Consider the following 21,549-nt stretch of genomic DNA (forward strand, 5'->3'; position numbering starts at 1 on the left):
TAGAAGGGAAGGTTATATAATAGAACTTGTCAGAAAGACAATAACATACCCAGCAACACATACATATCATGATTCCGTAGCTCAGCTGGGAGAGCGCTACCTTGACAGGGTAGAGGTCGCTGGTTCGAGCCCAGTCGGAATCATAGCTTAAACCCTTGCGCAGCAAGGGTTTTTTATTTTGCTTATTTATTGATTTTGTCTCATTCATCGAATTGGGGACGAATTGGGGACGGAAGTTTTTTAAGCTGATTTTGAAGTGAATTCAAAATCAGCTCTGTTTCTATGCTAGGTTTAATGGATTATACAGTTTCAATATTCTTTTCGATTTTTTGAATAACTTGTTCGAGCCATATGATTGGAGATACGCCGTAACTAAGAACGTCCACTCCGTCAGCAGCTTCATCGATAAAACCATTCTTTTCTTCATCCGAATAATCGCTGTTAATAAAATCTTTCAATGCAACTATATCAGTTTCTTGCTCTTCTTTTGGAATCTCTTCTAAGTATTCGTCCAGTGCTGACTCTGGAGTTTCTATATCTTGATGAAATATACCTCCTAGAAATTGAAATACAGGTTCATAAATTTCGATTTCAATCATTACTTATCACCGCCAAGAAATGTTAACTTCAAATCTGAGAAATAGTGCGTATCTTATTCTATATAACTTTCTGCTATATCAATATCGTTTGTCATTTCTAAGTCAGGGTACTTTTCATCTAATTTTCTTAAGCAATTAATAAGTTCTTTACTTTGTAAACTATCAGCTAAATCTTCAAATACCTCACTGATCCAATATAAATCTTCTTTATTACAATTTTCTAGATAGCTAATTGTATTTTCTTCAGGTATCGATGGCTATTATGAACCAGCTACAAAAGCGAAATTGAAGTAATATAAAAAGGCCCTCTTAAAATGGGGGCCTTTCAGTGTTTCTTTTAAATAGCTTCTTTTAGTTTTTCTATTACACTTTTCAACCATTCTATAGGTGGTAATCCAATTGTCGGGAAATATATTTCTGCATTACACTTTATAATGTCTTCCTTTTCTTCTTTAGTTAGATCGCTATTTAGAAACTCTTCGCAAAACTTAACTGTAAATAGCAAACCTTCTTTACTAATTTCCTCAATAAATTCGTCTAATGCGTGTTCAGGGGATCTGATATCTTGATGAAATGTTGCACCTAAAAAATTTTCTAATTCGTCTAAGAAATCATAACTTTCATCCATGATACTTCCTCTCTTTCTATTTGGTTGGATATCCTGTAAGAATAAAGTTACCGTTGTTATCTTTTTTGAGTATAATTTTTGCGTTTGTAACGTTCTCTACTAGTTCTGAATTTCTTGTTACACTTCTGCCGATTATTTCTCCATCGCCCTTGTATTTTAACATTAATTTAGGTTTTTTAGGATTATCAATCCAATTTTCGATTTTCTTTATATTTTTTGGATCGTTTAAGACTGAATTAGCAATTCTCTCAGCGGTAGCCCTATCTTTAAAAGTAGATGAAGCTGTAATATGTGGGTTAGGATCAGTTCTCAGTCTTTCTATTAATTCTTCATCAGTCTTTCCGATATGTCTTTCTATAAGATGCCCGCCTTTTGCTTCATGAGCAGCTAATCCGCCGCCAGGTGCGAGAGGGGTACTATCACCTTGTTTGATATTACCTGTACCCATGTTGTTAGAACTTTCAGATCTTCTGAGAACACTCTCTTTTTTATCTTCCGCAATACTTTTTAGCAGCGGAGTATTTTTCACATTAATGGTATTCTCAGCATCTTGAAGGATTCCTTCTAATGCAGGAGTATACCGGTTAACAGGAGACTTGACAAACTGTTTTACAGACTTTCCACCTTTCTTAACTGTGCCACCAGCTGCTTTCCCAACTTTAGCAAGATCCTTCGAGCCTGTTGAGATAGAGGACTTTCCACCTTTCAATAACAGAAGACTTCCGCCCAGGTAAGTAACATAGTGTAGCCGCGTGTATGTATCTCCGTGAATCATTTTTTTATCCCAATTATCCTTCAATGTGTCAACCATGCTTTGAAAGGCAGCTTGATAGTCGTATTCCAGAACTGTATCCAGCACTTTTTGAGGATCCTTGTTTAAGTTATCAATTGTCCAACCGATATTCCATCCGAATTGAATAGCTCCTTCACCGGTATCCTTGGCAAGATCGTATACACCAACAATCGCCCCTTTAGCGCCATCACCTATGATTCGCAACACTTCTTTTCCGTTATCCATGAAAGCTTTACGCTGTTCAAGAAATGAAACAAATTCAAGCTGTTCAGGGGTAAGATTCTTATAGCCGATTTTCTTGGCAATTTTTAAGTATTCATCCGGGTCAGTCACTCCGTCAGCTAGCTTATTCTTTAGATCTTTAATTTCCCGTTCTTTTTCTTCTTTCTTTTTAATCGTCAAATAAGCTTCAGTCTTTTTCTCAATATCGCCTTTTTTCTTATGTATATCACTTTCACGATATGCCTTGGCATTGTAGTGGATGGGTGTAGCATTCTTGCCTTTGCCAGTTGATTCCTCAAGTTTTTGGAAGTCCTTCTTGATGAAATGCTCGTTTGGCTCTGACTGGGCATATTCAGTAACAAGTGCTTCGTCCACGCTGTCTAGTTTATTGACTGTTTTTTTGCGTTTATCCTCGGCATCAGCGAGTTCGTCTTTAAAGTCTTCAGTCGAGAACAAATCAAGTGGAAGGATGTCATCGATATCAAGTAAGATATCTTTCATCGCTTTCTTTTGTTCAGACATTATGGATTTTGATTTTGTGTAAGCGTTAGCTAGCTCGTGTTCTAAAAAGGATTCTTCTATATATGCATCGGATAAGCTGGCGTCCTCTAAAGTGCCTGAAATACTCGTCAAGAAAGCAATTTTCATATCAAGTAAGTCAATCCAATTGTCAGCCACACCCGCATGATCTTGATAAAATGCTTTAATGTTGTCGGCGCCTTTGCCGGAAAACTCACTGTCATCTAAATCAGCTACAGCTTTAAAAGCCTTTTTTAGATTGACCATCTGACTTCTTAATTCCTTGTATTCCTTTGCGCGTTTATCTGCTTCAGAAAGCAACGTTTTAGCTTCAAATACTTTCATGTTCATATCCTTTCGTTTGAATAGCTCCAACAAGATTTTACCATGGGAAAATGAAGAAATAGACAGCGATATAATTCAAAAGTGTGAAATGAATAATTTGATCTGTGTCAATTTACCTATTTGGATTATTTGTTTGGAAACTGATGACGCAGTAAGACGATTCCAGCTGATGAATGGTTTAAATCCTGATGGCATTTATGGTCCTAAGACTAAAGCTAAACTCGAATCTCTTCTTAAATAAAAATAGCCCTCCTCAATTGGAGGGCTATTTTTATTTAATAGAAACGTGATGTGTGTACCAGTTTCCGGTTGCAGTGAATCGTAATTCCATATGGCCGTGGCGGTTACCTCCATACTTTACAAACGTGTAATCAGAATTGGCGATTGCATCCTTAGCCGTTTTATCAATGTTTGCAATTTTTTTGGAAGTGATTTTACCATTCCAGCCAGCAAAACCTGAAGCGGATGCACTTGGCGGACTTTCCCACTTTGTTATTTTCTTTCCATATTCGTATGAATAGTTGTCACTTACTCGAATATCATATAATTTTATCCCTGTAAACTTTACAGCGTAATAGCCACTTGCAGTTTTATTTTGGGTGGCTTGTGTTTTTATCTTTTCCAATCCCATATCTGTACTGACGCCCATTTCCACAGTGAAACCATTACCGAGATCAATTTCTTGATATGGATGATCTTTGGTGACATGCATACTGTTTAAAGCCTTATTCACTTCTTTAACAGTTGGGATTTTCTCAGATGAAAGGGTTCTCAAGTTTTTTTGTTTTGTTACCTCGTGAAAGGTCGCCTTATCAATAATCAGATCAGAATTCTTGTCCACTTTTTCGGCAGCATTTGCACTTTGAAGACTAAACAGAGATGAAAAACTCAAAGCTAGGGCAAAAACCACACCCACAAGTAACTTTTTCATTTTATCCCTCCTTAATGTTTTCGTCCCCATCTTATCTTAATGTATAATATTGGTAAATGGGATGAAAGTAACAAATGGTGCTATTGATTAAAGTATTAGGCTTTGAAGGAGCGGGAAGATTGAAAAGTAAATGAATGGTTTTACCCATTTAAACAACCTTATATCACGTGTATATTGGATTGTAGGGGAGGGATATCATGGTCAAGATCATATTGGCATTTGTTTATCTATTTGGCTTCGTTGTGTTGAGCAATTGGGCTTTCGACGGAATATTTTCCGAGAGCTATTTCTCGCCAATCGGTTTCCTTTGGTCTATCTTATTTACATTTTTCATAGGGGTTTATACCGGCTTGCCTTTAATCTACAAAAAGTTTACTCAATCAAGCCGTTTGACTTTGAAAAGTAAAAAGCCGATTTATTTCACTATCGGTACAGCCGTTATTCTCTTTGGGCTTTATTTTCTCAAAAACGAAATCGCCCCCTATTTTATGCTATGTGGCTATTTTTTAACTCTGGCATCAGGTATAGCCCTGACCATCTTATTACAGCCCAAAACCAACAACTGTAAAACAGTATAACTAACAAGAACTAATTAAAAGCCCGTCGTTTTTTAGACGGGCTTTATACAAATTTAATCAAAAAGGAATATTTTTAATCAGAAACTTATGTAAGAAACCCTATAAAATAGGGCTTGGGAATAAAACGTCTGTTCGTGTCAGAACATAATCGCTACCTTGTGACAGGGGGGAGATCCCTGGTTCGAGCCCAGTCGGAATCATAGCTTAAACCCTTGCTGTGCAAGGGTTTTTTACTTTTTATAGGGGCTGTCGGTTTATTAATGCAGTATATGACTTAAATGAAAACTCAGGAATAATATTGAGTTGAGAAGATAAAATAAAAACCCCATTTCTAAAGTCCAAAATGGGGTTATTTCTTAATATCATATTAAGTTGCTGCTCTATCTGCGACCTTATAAGTGGACTGCTCAGAAAGAGCGTATGAAGCGCTAGATACTCCAACAACGCCAAGCAAGAGCGCTAAACAAATTGCAATTTTACATTTTTTCATTTAAATGCTTCCCCCTTTGAATTTGTTTGCGTGCTTCAATTGCCATTTGATAAAAATCGACCGCATCATGTCTGTCTTCTTTGTTGGTCAAAAAATCAGCAACAGCAACAGCGTATTCTTCCATATCACCGTAAAGATTTTTCTCTTCGAAGAACTTGAACACTTCTCTAAGTGTTTGTAAGTCGAATGATAAATAAAGGCCTTTAACCAGTTTTAATTTCTCGGTTACTTCCTGGTTGTTGTGTCGGGCAGCAACCTTCTGACCTTCCTGGTATAATTCTAATGCAGCCTTTAAATCATTTTTCTTTGCTTTGACATATGCCAGATTAAAAATCGCTTTGGACTCATAAATGTGTTTTCGATCCTTATGAATTTCATAGGCGATTTGAAAATGTTTCTCAGCATTGTCAAGTTCTTCAAGGTTATTATAACATAATCCCACGTTAAAATGAGCTGAACCAATTAAATGTTGCTCCCCTATTTTTATAGCATCATTTAAGGCTTTTTCAGCTGTTTCTAAAGCATCCTCATAACACATTTTATCTAGCCAGTTCCCAAAGATAACAAACTGACATTGGACCATTTCTTTGCCATATGTAAGGTTCCCATGAACATCTTTTTGCTCTTTAAATATAGAGTATGCTCGCTGAGCATAATTCATTGAGAAATGAGTCTCTTTCATATAGTAATAGACTTCTGACACTTTAAAATAGAACTCTGCCTTATCTGTATTTGCGTTTTCATCTAATAAATCAAGATATTTTTCGGCTTCGCGATAATATGTTAAAGCAATAACTAAGTCTCTCGTTCTAAAATGATACATGCCGGTAAAAAAATGATAATAGAACTCTATTGTATTTGTGAGGGATTCAGGGGCCATATTTTCCCTTGTCTTTTTGAGATCAGAATAAACACCATCTATATTTTTAACAGAGTCAGGTTCGAGATACGACAGCATTATTTCGTGCCGCAGCTTTAATAGCTGGAGATAGACTGCTACTTTTTCATTTTTCTCCATCATATCGAATGCTTTTTCAACTTTTTGTTTCATTTCTTTTGCTTTCTCAACTCGACCCTGTTTTATGACAACATACCAATGATTAATGTCTGTAGTTACATAATGATATGGGATTAAATCCGAAACAGACAATCAAATACCTCCTTTTTTTCACATATATTTAATATTATACCACTAAGGGCACCCTCTAATAGAATTATTTTTTTGAAAAGTTCATCTATTTAGACTAAAAAAAGTCAGAATAAACATAAATAAGGACCGTATCGTCTGATACGAACTCTTTAGCTTGCTTTAGAATTTAAGAAAGCTGATCTAAAAGGCACTCGAAGTTGTCTAATGATTTATAAATGGCATCTATCTTTTTCAAGAAAATGTTATAATGAAAAGCCATAAAAATGATAGGAGGGGGAATTTCGATGCATTACATAACGGCATGTTTAAAAATCATCAGTGATAAAGACCTTAATGAAATAATGAAGGAATTTAAAAAACTTGAGGAAGAAACGAACAAAGAAGAGGGTTGTATTACATTCCATGCTTATCCGCTTGAGCCATCAGAACGTAAAATAATGCTTTGGGAGATTTGGGAAAACGATGAAGCTGTGAAAACCCATTTCACGAAAAAACACACAATAGACGTTCAAAAACAAGAATTAACGGAAGTAGAATGGTTAATGAAAAGCAATGTGAATGATTGAAAGGCTCTTTAAAAAGAGACATTCAACGACTTAGTATCAGCCACTTGTGACTAAGTAGTAAATTGTTGTCCAACTCTTATTTTTTCTATTTAATATTTTTTGAGACGAAAATGTTTTTTTAAGCTGATTTTAAAATGTATTCAAAGTCAGCTCTGTTTGATTTAATGGATTATATTCTTTGGATAGCTTGTTACCATCATAATGGAGATACTCCGTATAAATTGGAGGTTAAAATAATGAGTCATTCTCAAGAAAAAATTGCACTAATTACAGGAGCAAGCAGTCAAGGGGATATTGGTACGGCTATTTGTCGTAAGTTAGCCTCACAGGGTATACATATCTTCTTTACTCACTGGAATTCTAATACGGCCTGGATAGAAGAATTTCAACAAGAAATTTTACGTATGGGTGTCCGCTGTGAGGCAATGAAAATTGATTTATCAGATGCACATGCTGCATTCACAATACATGAAAAAATTTCAGATAAATTAGGATATCCTTCCATCCTTATTAATAATGCAGCTCATTCCGCAAGTGATAATTATGTATCGTTAGATGCTAAATCACTTGATGAGCATTATGCGGTTAATATGAGATCGAATTTTCTTCTTTGTGTTGAATTCGCCCGTCGGTTTAAAAAGTCTAATTTAATATCAGGAAGAATCATCAATATGACATCAGGGCAGGATTTAGGTCCTTTGCCTGGGGAGTTAGCGTATGCAGCAACTAAAGGAGCTATTTCTGCATTTACTAGGTCGTTATCACAAGAACTTGCACCATTGGGCATCACTGTTAACGCCGTAAACCCAGGTCCAACAGATTCTACATGGATGACAGATGAAATAAGAAATTTTCTTTCACCTAAATTTCCAATGGGGCGTATTGGCACACCAGATGATGCAGCACGAATGATTGCTTTTCTTGCAAGTGATGAGGCTGAATGGATAACTGGACAAATTATTCATTCAGAAGGTGGATTTATTCGGGGCTAAGCTACTGAAACACAATATACACCAATGTATGATGTATTCCCAAAACTAAATCTAAACTTGAAGCGCAATTGAAATAAAATAAGGTCCCTTCTCTTTTTAGAGGGGGACCTTATTTTATTCATGCATGTTTTGCATCCAGAAAATCTGGCAGATAAGAGATTAATAAACCGTTACATATACTTTTCCGAATACTGCAGTACCTTTAAACAAAGTGATCGTGGCTTTCCCTTTTGATTTAGCCGTCACTAAACCATTTTGATCGACTTCAGCAACTTTTTGGTTATCAGTCCAATAACGAGTAGCTGAATTATTTTTAACAGAATAGGTTTCTCCAACTTTTAGAGGTAAATCATAGTCTTGAATCTTGATAACATGTGTAGGTGAAATAGAAATGTTCTTTACTTCAGTAGGTGTGGAGTTTATTTCATGAGCTGAAGCTACCCCGCTGACCGACAGAGCTAACGCAGAAATCGATAAAGCAGAAGCAACCGTTTTTTTGAAATTCATTTTGAAACACTCCTTTAAAGTTTTTTGTCTTGCACTATAACAATTCAATAAAAGTAATTATTTTCCTTGTAAATAAATGTTAATAATATGTGAACGATCAACTGATTTGAGCTAAGACTATTGTGTGCCCTGCACAGAGTTTGTATTTATGATTGAAAATTGCTGAGAGAGAATGGCCATCCTTAAAATGTTAATAAAACACATTTGATGGTTATTAGTTTGTTGAGCGTGTGGAAATTTTGTTACCTGCACTTTATCCCCGAAGATATCAAATCACTTTTCTTCATCATGTTCTTACTTTCGTACTCATACATTAGAAAATCTTCGTTCTAAATAGGTGAAGAATTGGAGTATTTTTATGAATTTCTGCTGAATATACATTACATAGCAAACTCAAAGAGTATAAAAATCGCATTTTTCCGGAAGCTTCGGTAAAAAACGAAACTTTTGTCTCTATGATTTTATTTTATAATGTAAACGGTTTCTTATATAGTATACTTATACTATCAATTTGCTCAAGTAGATACTGACAGGAAGGATAGAAAAACAGATGGAATACATAAATACAAGACAAAAAGAGATTTTGTATCTGTTGTTATCTGAACCTGATGACTATTTAGTTGTGCAAGATTTCGCAGATAGGGTACAGTGTTCTGAAAAAACAATCCGGAATGATTTGAAAGTGATCGAGGATTATCTCAATGAGCATTCTCATGCACAGCTTATTCGAAAACCAGGGTTGGGCGTTTATTTACATATAGAAGAACAGGAAAGGACCTGGCTAAGCCAACAATTACATACTGAACATTTTTCTTCTAGGCAGCGGAGCGATGAAGAAAGAATGCTGCACATTGCTTATGACTTATTAATGAATCCGAAGCCTGTTTCCGCAAAAGACATTGCCGCTCGGCATTTTGTCAATCGATCTTCCATAAAAAAGGATTTATACGCAGTAGAAGAGTGGCTGAAGCGTTTTGATCTCACACTGGTTTCTAGGCAGCGGCTTGGATTAAAGGTTGAAGGGAACGAAAGAAATAAAAGAAAAGCATTGGCAAGAATATCTGATTTGATCCACAATACAGCGTTTACCAGCCAATTTATTAAAAGTAAGTTTTTACATTATGAAGTAGACTTTGTGACGAAAGAAATCAAATCACTACAAAAAAAGCATTCCCTCTATTTCACAGACGAAACGTTTGAAAGTTTGCTGCTGCATACATTGTTAATGGTCCGCCGCATCAAAATGAAGCAGCCGATTTCATTGTCCCCAAAAGAAATGGCGGCAGTAAGAAAGAAGAAAGAATATCAATGGACATTTGCTTGTTTACAGCGGCTTGAACCGGTTTTTGCAATCCGCTTCCCTGAAGAAGAAGCCGTGTACTTAACATTACATATATTGGGCGGTAAAGTTCGTTATCCATTGCAGACAGAAGAGAATTTTGAAAATGCTGTGCTTCCTAAGGTTGTAGGGCATTTAATCAATCGTGTTTCAGAGCTGAAAATGATGGATTTTCATAAGGATCAGGATTTGATCAATGGTTTGAACATTCATCTCAATACTGTGCTACAACGGCTGAGCTACGATCTTTCTGTAGCAAATCCTATGCTCAATGACATCAAAAAGATGTACCCTTATTTGTTCCACCTCATCATTGATGTTTTGGAAGACATCAATCAAACTTTTGATCTTCATATTCCTGAGGAAGAGGCAGCATATTTGACATTGCATTTTCAGGCAGCGATCGAACGGATGCAGGGCAGCAGCGAGACACATAAAAAGGCGGTTATCGTCTGCCACATGGGGATTGGGATGTCACAATTGCTGCGGACAAAAATTGAACGGAAATATCACCAAATCGCTGTAATGGCTTGTATTGCAAAGGCCGATTTAAAGGATTATATCAAAAAGCATGAGGATATTGATCTTGTCATATCCACCATTGCGCTGGAGAATATTACGGTTCCCCATATTGTTGTATCTCCGCTTTTAGAGCCTGGCGAAGAGAAGAAATTAAGTGCGTTTATACGTCAGCTGGGCGAATCACACCGCCAAAAACAAAAAACGTTTCAGATGCTGAACAATACGACTCCTTTTTTGGTTTTTTTGCAGCAGGAGGCGGAGCATCGCTACAAGTTAATCGAACAGCTGGCGACAGCTTTGTTTGAGAAAGGCTATGTTGATAAGGACTATGCGGTTCATGCGGTGATGAGGGAAAAAATGTCGGCGACAAATATTGGATCAGGCATTGCCATTCCTCATGCAAACGCTAAATTTATTAAACAATCAGCAATCGCGATTGCCACATTAAAGGAGCCGCTTGAATGGGGAAATGAAAAAGTTTCGCTCGTTTTTATGCTGGCTGTCAAACACGAGGATCAAACCATGACAAAGCAGCTGTTTAGCGAGCTTTCATATCTTAGCGAGCAGCCGGCCTTCGTCCAGAAGCTGACGAAAGAAACCAATGTCATGACATTTTTATCTCATTTGGATTATTAAAAGCAGGGATTATTCCTTGCTTTTTTTGTTATAGGGAAAAATGCCTTTATTACCGGAACCTATGGTAAAAAAAACGATTTTAATGAGCTGATTTCGGTATACAGTTGAGACAAGATCTTATTATTCACACTTTAAAGGAGGTTTCCTATGAAACTGTTAGCGATTACATCTTGTCCGAATGGAATCGCCCATACGTATATGGCAGCAGAAAATCTGCAAAAAGCTGCTGACAGACTGGGCGTTAGCATCAAAGTTGAGACCCAGGGAGGGATTGGTGTTGAAAATAAGCTAACCGAAGAGGAAATTCGCGAAGCGGACGCAATCATTATTGCTGCAGACCGTTCGGTAAACAAAGACCGGTTTATAGGCAAAAAACTGCTGTCTGTGGGGGTACAGGACGGTATCCGCAAACCGGAAGAATTGATTCAAAAAGCTCTTAACGGGGATATACCGGTCTATCGTTCCGCTACAAAATCGGAATCCGTCAATCATCAGGAGAAGAAACAAAATCCAATTTACCGTCATTTAATGAACGGCGTTTCATTTATGGTTCCTTTCATTGTTGTCGGCGGATTATTGATAGCGGTTGCATTAACGCTTGGAGGGGAGAAAACACCTAAAGGCTTAGTTATTCCGGATGATTCCTTCTGGAAAACGATTGAACAGATCGGCAGTGCTTCATTTTCATTTATGATTCCGATTTTAGCCGGCTATATCGCCTATAGCATCGCTGATAAACCGGGGCTTGTGCCAGGTATGATCGGCGGTTATATTGCGGCGACTGGAAGTTTTTATGACAGCGCAAGCGGCGCCGGATTCCTCGGGGGGATTATTGCCGGGTTTTTGGCCGGATACGCTGCACTTTGGATCAAAAAATTAAAAGTTCCAAAAGCCATCCAGCCGATTATGCCGATTATTATTATTCCGGTGTTTGCATCACTGATTGTAGGTTTAGCGTTTGTATTTTTGATAGGCGCGCCTGTAGCTCAAATTTTCGCCTCTTTAACAGTTTGGCTGGCGGGGATGAAAGGGTCGAGCTCGATCCTTCTGGCATTGATTTTAGGGGCGATGATCTCATTTGATATGGGCGGTCCTGTAAATAAGGTGGCGTTTCTGTTTGGATCGGCAATGATTGGAGAAGGAAATTATGAAATTATGGGACCAATTGCTGTCGCCATTTGTATCCCCCCGATTGGTCTTGGCATTGCGACGTTTTTAGGAAAAAGAAAATTCGAGGCATCTCAAAGAGAAATGGGGAAAGCGGCATTTACGATGGGACTCTTCGGCATTACTGAAGGAGCGATTCCATTTGCGGCGCAGGACCCTCTGCGTGTTATTCCAAGTATTATGGCAGGCTCAATGACAGGTTCTGTGATAGCCATGATTGGCAATGTGGGAGACAGAGTGGCGCACGGCGGACCTATCGTTGCAGTGCTTGGCGCAGTTGATCATGTCTTGATGTTTTTTATTGCTGTGATTGCAGGATCTCTTGTCACTGCTCTGTTCGTCAATGTACTAAAAAAGGATATTACGGCGTCTCCTGTGCTCAGTGAAACTGCACCGCCCTCCGTGCCAAGTGAAGCTGCGGCAGCAAATGAAATAAAGCAGCCAATTCAAAGCCAAAAAGCTGAGATGTCGGAATTTAAAAAACTGACAGACATTATCAGCCCGGAATTAATTGAACCAAATTTATCGGGGGAAACGAGGGATGACATCATAGATGAATTGATTCAGAAATTGTCACGAAGAGGTGCGCTGCTTTCAGAGAGCGGGTTTAAACAAGCCATTTTGAATCGTGAACAACAGGGAACAACGGCGATTGGCATGAATATCGCGATTCCGCACGGAAAGTCTGAGGCGGTCAGGGAGCCGAGTGTTGCCTTTGGGATCAAACGATCAGGCGTTGATTGGAATAGCCTGGATGGATCAGAAGCTAAATTAATCTTTATGATTGCTGTACCGAAAGAGAGCGGGGGAAACCAGCATCTCAAAATACTGCAGATGCTATCTCGTAAGCTAATGGATGACAATTATAGGGAGCGGCTGCTCTCTGTGCAAACAACAGAAGAAGCTTACAAGCTGCTAGAAGAAATCGAATAAAGCGGGGGATTTTCATGACGACTGAACCGTTATTTTTCAAGCCTGTTTTCAAAGAAAGAATTTGGGGCGGGACCGCTTTAGCTGATTTTGGCTATACCATTCCGTCACAACGAACAGGAGAGTGCTGGGCTTTTGCCGCGCATCAAAATGGTCAAAGCGTTGTTCAAAACGGAATGTATAAGGGGTTCACGCTCAGCGAATTATGGGAACATCACAGACATTTATTCGGACAGCTTGAAGGGGATCGTTTCCCTCTGCTTACAAAAATATTAGATGCTGACCAGGACTTATCTGTTCAGGTGCATCCGAATGATGAATATGCCAACATACATGAAAACGGTGAGCTTGGAAAAACAGAATGCTGGTACATTATTGATTGCCAAAAAGATGCCGAGATTATTTATGGCCACAATGCAACAACAAAGGAAGAACTAACTACCATGATAGAGCGTGGAGAATGGGATGAGCTCTTGCGCCGTGTAAAGGTAAAGCCGGGGGATTTTTTCTATGTGCCAAGCGGTACTGTTCATGCGATTGGAAAAGGAATTCTTGCTTTGGAGACGCAGCAGAACTCTGACACAACCTACAGATTATATGATTATGACCGAAAAGATGCAGAAGGCAAGCTGCGCGAGCTTCATCTGAAAAAGAGCATCGAAGTGATAGAGGTCCCGTCTATTCCAGAACGGCATACAGTTCACCATAAACAAATTGAGGATTTGCTTACAACGACATTGATTGAATGCGCTTACTTTTCGGTGGGGAAATGGAACTTATCAGGATCAGCAAGCTTAAAGCAGCAAAAACCATTCCTTCTTATCAGTGTGATTGAAGGGGAGGGCCGTATGATCTCTGGTGAGTATTTCTATCCTTTCAAAAAAGGAGATCATATGTTGCTGCCTTACGGTCTTGGAGAATTTAAACTCGAAGGATATGCAGAATGTATCGTCTCCCATCTGTAACATGGCAGGGCTTGAGAAATAAATTTGCGAGTGAAGACGCCTATTCTCCAGCAATGATCTAAATAAAATAAGAGTTTAATAGTTGGAGAAGAAATGTTACACTCTTTTCTGTATATGGTAAAGAATGAAAAAACACGATTCGGTTGGTAGTCCGGATGCATGATTGAGAATGTCAGTAACCTTCCCCTCCTCGGGATGTCCATCATTCTTTAATATCTTTTATGAGGAGGGAATCGTTATGAAATTAACGATTTACTACGATGGTCAGTTTTGGGTAGGCGTTGTTGAAGTTGTGGACAATGGAAAGCTAAGAGCCTTTCGTCATCTTTTTGGCAAAGAGCCGAGGGATTCTGAAGTATTAGAGTTTGTTCATAACCAACTCCTGAATATGTTGGCCCAAGCTGAGCAGGAAGGAGTTCGTTTACAAGGCAGACGTCAAAAAAAGATCAATCCAAAAAGATTGCAGCGCCAGGTTTCAAAAGAGTTGAAAAACGCCGGAGTAGCTTCTAAAGCTCAAGAGGCGATAAAGCTAGAGCTTGAAGCAAGAAAGCAAAAGAAAAAACAAATAATGAAAGAACAACGAGAACATGTAAAAGAGCAAAGGTATATGCTCAAAAAGCAAAAAGCGAAAAAGAAGCACAGAGGTAAATAATCCAAACAAAAGCAGGCGCAGTGCCTGCTTTTGTAATTAAGGACTCTACTTCGTAACATATAGCCAATGTTTATACTCCGCTGATTTATGATTCAATATAAACCCTAACTTCTCCAAGGTTTTTTGTGAGCCTAGATTATCATGTTCACATCTTGCGGTGATCCGGTTTACTGTTTCTTGGCTTAATGCCCAGTTTATTAGTTTTTGGGCGGCTTCCACACAATAACCTTTGCGGCGATGACTTTTATTTGTTGCAAAACCGATTTCAATCATGCCATTCTCGTCTGGATCACCTAAAAATCCAGTTCCCCCAACAATTTCATAATTGTCCTTCTTTACAATAATCCATGAATCAAATCCTTTTGTTCCATTGTTTTTGACTAAAATCTCGCGGAAATAAGGTATCGCTTCAAAAAAATCAGAATTTGGCCATTCACCATTTGTTTCATAGCCTAATTCTTTGATAGCCTGATGATCTAGTTTAGACGCGGCGTCAAGAAGGGGAATATCAATGGTTTTTAATCGTAATCGATTCGTCTCAAGGAGAACCATATATCTAATCCTCTTTTCTTTTTACTGGTAATAATAGTAACATATAACAATTTTCTCTGATACCTTGGCAGTAGAGAAAGATGAAGAAATTGAGGGGAATTGAAAGAGTGACAGGTAAGAGTTTGCCCAGCCCAAAAACGGGTAGGAAAATGCCGATGTTAATGTGTCCCTACCCGTTTTTCTGTTCCTGAAAGCAGGATTTCTGATAACATGTTGTGCTACCTTTTCGCAATCAAATAAAGCGATATGGCTCTTTGGGTTTGAACAGGATTATGAATGATAATGACCCATTGGTTTCTTCGTCTTGGAAAGCTTGCTACCGCATACAATGGAGCAGTATCGCGCGGAGTGAATCCACCATTTATCACGTTGATATCTCTTCCTTCAAGATGACAAACTAAGTATTCACCTGGATTGATGACCTGTTGGTTCGTCCATGCGTAAGAATAAAAGCCGTCTCCAAGATCTTCGGTGGAAGATGGGGGGACAAAGCCATCTACAGTCAATGTGATTTCTCTTCTTCGCTGTCTTTCTGAAAAGTCTGGACTTCTTTGAGGGTTATGAGTATGTGAAAAGTAAGGAATTAACGCAGGGCCATAAAAGTAATGATACAAAGCAACCACTCCTTTATTTTCCATTCATACAAATTGTATGTGGGAGTTATTTGTTCATTCCTGTTTTGTTCCATGTAGACTAATAATGGGCTATAGGCGTCCAAGGAAATCAATTTGTCCTTTCGTTGATTCAATGCTAGTAACCTTGAAAATGCAGGTTAGGATGATAGAATTTACATATTACTGCAAGAAGTTAGACATACATCATTTTGATAGTGGGTGAAAACAATGGCGAAAAAAATAGCAAAAACAAATGCGGTTCGTCTGATAGAACAGCAGAACATCTCTTATGAGGTATTAGGGTATAAAACAGACGGCCAGCCGGTAGATGGCATCTCTGTTGCGGAAAAAATCGGTTATCCTTTGAAATATGTATATAAAACGTTGGTTGCAGCAGCAGGAACAAATCATTATTATGTCTTTGTTGTACCCGTTGCAGAAGAGTTAGATGTAAAAAAGGCAGCAAAGGTGACAGGGGAAAAGAAAATAGAAATGATTGCAATGAAGGAGCTGTTAGCGGTAACTGGCTATCTTCGCGGCGGCTGCTCGCCAATTGGCATGAAAAAATTGTTCCCGACCTATATTGATGCATCTGCAGAAACGCTTGATTTTATTATTGTCAGTGCAGGGAAAATCGGTATGCAGCTAAAGTTGGCGCCACAAGATTTAGCCAGATCATGTGATGCCGCATTTGCAGAAATTGTATAGATGCAGATACAGGGGAACGAAAAAGCTTAGTCATATCGATTAAGCTTTTTCCGCATCCCTTTCAAATATGATTTCAAAATAAGCAGCTGCCCCATACCCATCTATACTGGGAGCGAAAATCTGAACGAATCTCCAGCCTCTTTTCGCATAATCATGGATGATTTGCTGGTAGTCTTCTTTAGGCCTTCTTCTCATCGTACTCAGCTCAACTCTTACGAATTCATATTCTTTCATCGTTTGATCCCTCCTATTAAGGTATACGTAAAATGGAGCGAGAAGTTCCGAAAACCTAGGTTAAGGTCTGCCTCACTAAACACAGGAACATCTTGAAGAGTTAAGGGGCTATAAAAACGAATTTCACCGGGTCAGCAGTCCAAATGAATCTCTTGCTTATTGCATTTGACTGAGTATATAAGTAAAAAAAGAGCGGTCAGAACATATAAGAAGGAGATGATCATTAACGCACTCATAACAGGGTAGTGTTTAGCGGAGTAGATGAAAAAATCAAGCTGTGAAATTTGTTTGGGGCTGCTGACGGCATCAATTCCATTTAGCAGTTTTGAGAGTTTAGCAGTATAGTTCCAATCAAATCGATCTGAAACAAGCTCGCTTCCTTGATACCAATTAACAGCAGCTAAAAACAGAAATATCATAATAGAAAATCCAAGCTGAACAACTAAAAATATTCCCTTCACTTTTGTATGACCTCCAAATCTATGAATATGGGAAAATCAAACAATATATTACCACCGTATGGGTTATTCTTGCAATTTCACTTCCATACAACTCAAACGCAAGTCTATTTTTTTGTTTGGTTTTGGCTTATAATACCTGATGATGGAAAAAGAGTGCGGGTTTATAGATTAGAGAAACAAATGTATTTCTTAGCATTTTTTATTTGTGGAGAGAGTATAGAAGCATTCGATTAGATCTGCTTTTTCACAGAAACGGTTTTCATCTGTTTGCCTGAGCTTTACAATTGGCTGGCAAAAAAACAATGATTTCTTTCAATCAAAACATGCAACGATGCGACACATTTTATATCTTGATGACTTATCTCATTGCCTTTAAGTCATCCTATCGAGAAAGCGATGGTATTTTATGAACAAAGAAACCCTAAAAAACATACTCATGATTTTTTCAATATGCGCAACCCTCCGAGAAACCGATGGTATGCGCATAGCTGATAGCTGGATTTTGAGTGAGATTATACGATTTTTGATTTGCATGGCTGTGTTTTTTGCCGTGACATTTCTATTAGATGCTGTTTTTCCAAACAAAAAAGAGTCACATTAATGTGTGGCTCTTTTTGCATCATCTGATTAGAAACATCATAAATGAATCGATCATCATGATGAAGAATAGCAAGCAAAAATAAATAAGCGAGTAGACAAACATATCCTTTGCCCACTTCACGTCATCGTCTGTTTTGAATCCTTTGATGCTTTTTTTGATCCATATGCCTCCGAGAACCAAGGCGGCTAAGAAATAAAATGGGCTTATATGGCCGGTGCCGAGAGAGAAAGGAAATAATAGCGTGACCGGCACCAGGACGGCAATATATTGCATCATTTTTATTTTTGTTAAATGATTGCCTTTGACTACTGGCAAGAGCGGAACGCCAGCAGCGCGATATTCCTCTTTGCGTCTTATCCCAATCGCCCAAAAATGCGGCGGCTGCCACAGAAACATAATCGTGTACAACAGCACTGCTGTCATACTGAAGTCACCGGTTACGGCACAATACCCCATCAATGGCGGCGCAGCTCCTGGGAAGCTCCCGACAAATGTGCTCCACACAGACGTTCGTTTCACCCATACCGTATAGATGATCGCATAAAAAATAAAGGCGGCCAGTCCGAGAAAGGCCGTTAATGGATTGAGGGAATAAAGCATGGCAAGACCTGCAATTCCTAAAACAGAGCCATATGTTAAGATCATGGCTGGCGGCATTTTCCCTGTGACCGAGGCCCTGCTGCGAGTGCGTGCCATTTTTGCGTCCATATGCCGATCAAAATAGTTGTTATAGACAGTGCCGGAAGCCATCACAAACGCGGTTCCCAACATTGCTGTTACCATTGTCATCAAAAAAGCCAAGCCGGTTAACGTTTTTTCTGCGCTTGCAAACGCGATCCAAAATCCGCCGAAGGCTGCTATCGAGTTTGATATGATAATGCCGGGTTTTGCAAGTTTGATAAAATCGTAAATGGTTACCCGGTTCGAAGCTTTTATGTATTTTGTTTCAGATATGGCTGCAGAATCTCTTGTATTCTCCAAAAATAGACGCCTCCCCCAAAACTGCATGCTTTTGTTATCGTAACAAGAGGGGGACGGAATCACAATTATTTCCTATATTTGTCATGATATTGTCATTTTTAAAACAAAAAAATGGGGAGCTGGACTGCCCCCATTTTGATATGCGGCGACTAGTAACCGTAACCTCCGCCATATCCTCCGCCATAACCGCCGCCGTAACCGTGCCAAGGGTAGTAAGGCGGTCGCGGGCGCGGGTAGTAATAAGGCGGGCGCGGATAAAACGGGTAGAACGGATAATACGGTCTTGGATAATAATAAGGCGGATAAAATGGCGGTCTCGGACGCGGATAATAATAAGGCTGTCTTTCATCATAAGGGGTAATTTGTTCAAATGACTGTTCATTCAAAGGGTAATCCAAGAGGAAAACCTCCCTAGCTTTTTTTATTCCTTTTACCATATTCCTGATGCTTAAGTTGGGTGTATGTACATTCATGAAATTCGGTTTTTTTTATGATGAAATTCCTTAAAAAGGATTGACATGAACTTCTAAATCTCATAGTATTACAAATGTGAAATAAATGTTACTAAAATGTTACAAAAACATTTCTAAATAGATACAGTTCCAACTGATGAAGAGTAAATCGAAATGGCTACGAAAGAAGGAGTTTTTGTTGTTGGCAAAAAGAATCAAATGGTTTCATGTATTAATAGCAGTTGTATGTGTGGTGGGCCTTATCGGCTTTTTCCATAATCATTCATTGAAAAAAGAAACGGTCATGAATAAAGTAAGAACTGATTCTCAATATGGGAATGTTGAGATCGCAACGCTTGTGAATGACGGGAAAACTTTTAATTACGCGGTTAACTATCCCGTTTTCAAAAATGAAAAAATGGATTCGGCATTAAAAAGATTCGCAGAAAAAGAGGTTCGTCAATTTCAAAAGGAAACAAAGGACGTTGACCAAGAGCATACGACAAAACGCAACGAATTAAATGTTGATTATAAAATTGTCCATTATGCCAAACAGACAGTGGCGATTGTATTTAATGAATATAAATACATCGGCGGGGCACACGGGCAAACCGTGAAAAAAACGTTTAACTATGATTTTAGTAAACAAGCGTTTCTTTCCATTGATGATATTTTCAAAGAGGACGCTGACTACTTACATAAGCTTTCGTTAATCGCTTATCACGAGCTGAAAAAGAATAAGGACATTGCCGCGGACGATGCACTGTTAAAGGAAGGGACGGCTCCGAAAAAAGAAAATTTCAGCCGCTTTGCCATCAAGGAGGATTATATCGAACTTTACTTTGACACATATCAGGTTGCAGCAGGCTATCTTGGAGAGCAATCGATTGCCATTAAGAAAAGTCTTTTGAAAGACATTCTGAAAGAACAATATATTGATAAAGCAAAAAATAAAAATAAAATCAAAGAACAAAAGCCGAAGCATGAAGTGATTTCTTTACCCAAAGAGGAAACGGTTGATCCAAATCAAAAAGTCATTGCGCTTACTTTCGACGACGGCCCGAATCCTGCGACAACAAATCAGATTCTAGACTCCTTGAAGAAATATAAGGGTCATGCCACGTTTTTTGTTTTGGGGAGCAGGGTTCAATATTATCCGGAAACGCTAATAAGAATGCTGAAAGAAGGAAATGAGGTGGGGAACCATTCATGGAGCCATCCGCTTCTCACAAGGCTTTCAGTGAAAGAAGCGTTAAAGCAGATCAATGATACGCAAGACATCATTGAAAAAATAAGCGGATACCGTCCGACGCTTGTAAGACCCCCATACGGCGGCATTAATGATGAACTGCGGAGTCAAATGAAAATGGATGTTGCGTTATGGGATGTTGACCCGGAAGATTGGAAAGACCGTAACAAAAAAACAATTGTTGACCGTGTCATGAATCAGGCGGGAGATGGAAGAACCATTTTGATTCACGATATTTACCGCACCTCTGCTGATGCGGCCGATGAAATTATGAAAAAGCTCACCGATCAAGGCTATCAATTGGTGACAGTTTCTCAGCTTGAAGAGGTTAAAAAACAAAGAGAAGCGAAATAAATTAAAAAAGGCTGTCCGTACGGACAGCCTTTTTTCTATTTAATAAGAGCCTGTGGTGGCCCAAACATTTAAGTTTGGTCCTGAATACTTGCCAAAAGCGTAAGAAGTCCTTGGATCTAAATCATATACCATCGGTGTATAGCAAGACTTTTGGCCGGCCACCGCTTTTCCATTGCCGCCTGCAGAATCACAATTATATCTCTTTCCGTCCGTGTTTCGGGTAATCTCCGCATTTGCTTCAAAGCCAGACGTCAATGTATTATTCATCGTGATTTTTGCCCAAGCCGTTTTACATGTACTGCTGAATTTAAGCTCGACTACTCCGATGACTTGATTGCTGGCATTCACTAAGTTTGAGGATTTTTTTGTAGAGCCGCTGGACGCACAATCATTGTAATAAGGGCTTTTTCCATCGTAGGCATGGGTTTCCGCATTGGCGGGTACACCTTTGACGGCAAAAACAAATACTACTGCAAATAACACCAATGAAGCCTTCGTAAACAGTCTTTTCATATCCTTTATGACCTCCTTAATATGGCAAACAATAAATCATACGGAGGAACAATCAAAACATGCATGCTTTTTTGTGAACAATAAAGGCGGCCGGGAGGATGGAGTTCTTGGCCGCCTTTGATGTGAGGTTAAACTTTTACATCAATGGTTTGTCCGAGAGTCGGATGCTGAATCATCTTTAAGGTTTGATCGGCATTTTGCTGGGCGGTATCCAGCATTTTTTTCGTTAAAGCGATATTAACATTCTGGGCAAGGGATGCTTGATGCATTGCAACCGATAAAGCAGGAATATCCATCGT

At 38.8% G+C, this 21,549-nt stretch carries 23 protein-coding genes, 1 tRNA gene and 2 pseudogenes; 11 read left to right on the forward strand and 15 right to left on the reverse strand.

Annotation, left to right across the window (positions count from 1 at the left end):
• Positions 1 to 70 precede the first annotated feature (70 nt).
• Positions 71 to 143, forward strand: a tRNA-Val gene (locus NSU05_RS06310).
• A gap of 156 nt (positions 144 to 299) precedes the next feature.
• Here the strand turns inward: NSU05_RS06310 and NSU05_RS06315 are convergent.
• From NSU05_RS06315 to NSU05_RS06330, 4 genes and pseudogenes are all read right to left on the reverse strand, one after another.
• Positions 300 to 599 carry a contact-dependent growth inhibition system immunity protein gene (locus tag NSU05_RS06315; RefSeq protein ID WP_038428798.1) on the reverse strand — a complete coding sequence of 100 codons (300 nt, stop codon included), beginning with the start codon at positions 597 to 599 and terminating at the stop codon, positions 300 to 302.
• A gap of 53 nt (positions 600 to 652) precedes the next feature.
• Positions 653 to 844, reverse strand: a pseudogene (locus NSU05_RS06320) (hypothetical protein); the annotation flags it as partial.
• 92 nt (positions 845 to 936) lie between these two features.
• Positions 937 to 1,227, reverse strand: coding sequence for a contact-dependent growth inhibition system immunity protein (locus NSU05_RS06325; RefSeq protein ID WP_029316956.1), 291 nt, complete (start codon positions 1,225 to 1,227; stop codon positions 937 to 939).
• Between the two features lie 16 nt (positions 1,228 to 1,243).
• A complete protein-coding gene (locus NSU05_RS06330) occupies positions 1,244 to 3,106 on the reverse strand; it encodes a T7SS effector LXG polymorphic toxin (protein ID WP_038428799.1) in 1,863 nt (620 codons plus the stop codon).
• A gap of 136 nt (positions 3,107 to 3,242) precedes the next feature.
• On the opposite strand from NSU05_RS06330, the pseudogene NSU05_RS06335 reads away from it, so the two are divergent.
• Positions 3,243 to 3,347, forward strand: a pseudogene (locus NSU05_RS06335) (peptidoglycan-binding domain-containing protein); the annotation flags it as partial.
• Between the two features lie 30 nt (positions 3,348 to 3,377).
• Here the strand turns inward: NSU05_RS06335 and NSU05_RS06340 are convergent.
• Positions 3,378 to 4,037 (reverse strand): hypothetical protein, encoded by a 660-nt coding sequence (locus NSU05_RS06340; RefSeq protein ID WP_038428800.1) that lies wholly within the window; start codon positions 4,035 to 4,037, stop codon positions 3,378 to 3,380.
• Between the two features lie 197 nt (positions 4,038 to 4,234).
• Here NSU05_RS06340 and NSU05_RS06345 point away from each other — a divergent pair, with 197 nt between their 5' ends.
• Positions 4,235 to 4,615, forward strand: coding sequence for a hypothetical protein (locus NSU05_RS06345; RefSeq protein ID WP_029317635.1), 381 nt, complete (start codon positions 4,235 to 4,237; stop codon positions 4,613 to 4,615).
• A gap of 476 nt (positions 4,616 to 5,091) precedes the next feature.
• Here the strand turns inward: NSU05_RS06345 and NSU05_RS06350 are convergent, their stop codons facing one another.
• Positions 5,092 to 6,255, reverse strand: coding sequence for a tetratricopeptide repeat protein (locus NSU05_RS06350; RefSeq protein WP_038428802.1), 1,164 nt, complete (start codon positions 6,253 to 6,255; stop codon positions 5,092 to 5,094).
• Positions 6,256 to 6,539: 284 nt separating this feature from the next.
• Here NSU05_RS06350 and NSU05_RS06355 point away from each other — a divergent pair, with 284 nt between their 5' ends.
• On the forward strand, positions 6,540 to 6,821 hold the full coding sequence (locus NSU05_RS06355; RefSeq protein WP_038428803.1) for a putative quinol monooxygenase: 282 nt from the start codon (positions 6,540 to 6,542) through the stop codon (positions 6,819 to 6,821).
• Positions 6,822 to 7,057: 236 nt separating this feature from the next.
• Positions 7,058 to 7,813 (forward strand): SDR family oxidoreductase, encoded by a 756-nt coding sequence (locus NSU05_RS06360; RefSeq protein ID WP_038427603.1) that lies wholly within the window; start codon positions 7,058 to 7,060, stop codon positions 7,811 to 7,813.
• 159 nt (positions 7,814 to 7,972) lie between these two features.
• On the opposite strand, the gene NSU05_RS06365 is transcribed toward NSU05_RS06360, so the two are convergent.
• On the reverse strand, positions 7,973 to 8,320 hold the full coding sequence (locus NSU05_RS06365) for an Ig-like domain-containing protein (protein ID WP_015715694.1): 348 nt from the start codon (positions 8,318 to 8,320) through the stop codon (positions 7,973 to 7,975).
• A gap of 550 nt (positions 8,321 to 8,870) precedes the next feature.
• Here NSU05_RS06365 and manR point away from each other — a divergent pair.
• The 4 genes from manR to NSU05_RS06385 all read left to right on the forward strand — a co-directional run bounded on the left by manR (position 8,871) and on the right by NSU05_RS06385 (position 14,531).
• The gene (gene manR / locus NSU05_RS06370; RefSeq protein WP_038428804.1) at positions 8,871 to 10,817 is read left to right on the forward strand and encodes a mannose transport/utilization transcriptional regulator ManR; all 1,947 of its coding nucleotides are present in this window, start codon (positions 8,871 to 8,873) and stop codon (positions 10,815 to 10,817) included.
• A gap of 147 nt (positions 10,818 to 10,964) precedes the next feature.
• Entirely contained in the window at positions 10,965 to 12,917 is a 1,953-nt protein-coding gene (manP, locus tag NSU05_RS06375; protein WP_038428805.1) for a PTS mannose transporter subunit IIABC, read from the forward strand.
• A gap of 14 nt (positions 12,918 to 12,931) precedes the next feature.
• On the forward strand, positions 12,932 to 13,879 hold the full coding sequence (manA, locus tag NSU05_RS06380) for a mannose-6-phosphate isomerase, class I (RefSeq protein ID WP_339204570.1): 948 nt from the start codon (positions 12,932 to 12,934) through the stop codon (positions 13,877 to 13,879).
• A 169-nt stretch (positions 13,880 to 14,048) separates the two neighbouring features.
• Entirely contained in the window at positions 14,049 to 14,531 is a 483-nt protein-coding gene (locus tag NSU05_RS06385; protein WP_015252318.1) for a YjdF family protein, read from the forward strand.
• Positions 14,532 to 14,576: 45 nt separating this feature from the next.
• On the opposite strand, the gene NSU05_RS06390 is transcribed toward NSU05_RS06385, so the two are convergent.
• Both NSU05_RS06390 and NSU05_RS06395 read right to left on the reverse strand, forming a co-directional pair.
• Positions 14,577 to 15,083: a GNAT family N-acetyltransferase gene (locus tag NSU05_RS06390; RefSeq protein WP_033884371.1), complete on the reverse strand. Its 507-nt coding sequence runs from the start codon at positions 15,081 to 15,083 to the stop codon at positions 14,577 to 14,579.
• Positions 15,084 to 15,301: 218 nt separating this feature from the next.
• The gene (locus tag NSU05_RS06395; RefSeq protein WP_009967031.1) at positions 15,302 to 15,697 is read right to left on the reverse strand and encodes a hypothetical protein; all 396 of its coding nucleotides are present in this window, start codon (positions 15,695 to 15,697) and stop codon (positions 15,302 to 15,304) included.
• 228 nt (positions 15,698 to 15,925) lie between these two features.
• Between NSU05_RS06395 and ybaK the strand changes: the two genes are divergently transcribed.
• Positions 15,926 to 16,405, forward strand: coding sequence for a Cys-tRNA(Pro) deacylase (ybaK, locus tag NSU05_RS06400; RefSeq protein WP_021479508.1), 480 nt, complete (start codon positions 15,926 to 15,928; stop codon positions 16,403 to 16,405).
• 39 nt (positions 16,406 to 16,444) lie between these two features.
• Here the strand turns inward: ybaK and NSU05_RS06405 are convergent, their stop codons facing one another.
• From NSU05_RS06405 to cotT, 4 genes are all read right to left on the reverse strand, one after another.
• The gene (locus NSU05_RS06405; RefSeq protein ID WP_003232825.1) at positions 16,445 to 16,639 is read right to left on the reverse strand and encodes a DUF4177 domain-containing protein; all 195 of its coding nucleotides are present in this window, start codon (positions 16,637 to 16,639) and stop codon (positions 16,445 to 16,447) included.
• A gap of 131 nt (positions 16,640 to 16,770) precedes the next feature.
• Positions 16,771 to 17,100, reverse strand: coding sequence for a YjdJ family protein (locus tag NSU05_RS06410; protein WP_033884370.1), 330 nt, complete (start codon positions 17,098 to 17,100; stop codon positions 16,771 to 16,773).
• A 619-nt stretch (positions 17,101 to 17,719) separates the two neighbouring features.
• Complete coding sequence (cyoE, locus tag NSU05_RS06415) at positions 17,720 to 18,709, reverse strand: heme o synthase (protein ID WP_082201004.1); 990 nt, start codon at positions 18,707 to 18,709, stop codon at positions 17,720 to 17,722.
• A 122-nt stretch (positions 18,710 to 18,831) separates the two neighbouring features.
• Positions 18,832 to 19,080: a spore coat protein CotT gene (gene cotT, locus NSU05_RS06420; RefSeq protein ID WP_015715704.1), complete on the reverse strand. Its 249-nt coding sequence runs from the start codon at positions 19,078 to 19,080 to the stop codon at positions 18,832 to 18,834.
• 253 nt (positions 19,081 to 19,333) lie between these two features.
• Here cotT and pdaC point away from each other — a divergent pair, with 253 nt between their 5' ends.
• Positions 19,334 to 20,737, forward strand: a complete 1,404-nt coding sequence (pdaC, locus tag NSU05_RS06425) for a peptidoglycan-N-acetylmuramic acid deacetylase PdaC (RefSeq protein WP_038428808.1) — start codon at positions 19,334 to 19,336, stop codon at positions 20,735 to 20,737.
• A gap of 39 nt (positions 20,738 to 20,776) precedes the next feature.
• Here pdaC and NSU05_RS06430 read toward each other — a convergent pair whose 3' ends face one another.
• Both NSU05_RS06430 and NSU05_RS06435 read right to left on the reverse strand, forming a co-directional pair.
• Positions 20,777 to 21,250: a YjfA family protein gene (locus NSU05_RS06430; RefSeq protein ID WP_014663593.1), complete on the reverse strand. Its 474-nt coding sequence runs from the start codon at positions 21,248 to 21,250 to the stop codon at positions 20,777 to 20,779.
• 128 nt (positions 21,251 to 21,378) lie between these two features.
• Entirely contained in the window at positions 21,379 to 21,546 is a 168-nt protein-coding gene (locus NSU05_RS06435; protein ID WP_015252312.1) for a YjfB family protein, read from the reverse strand.
• Between the last annotated feature and the right edge of the window lie 3 nt (positions 21,547 to 21,549).

This window comes from Bacillus sp. EU52 (assembly GCF_037964975.1).
Taxonomy (GTDB): Bacteria; Bacillota; Bacilli; order Bacillales; family Bacillaceae; genus Bacillus; species Bacillus subtilis.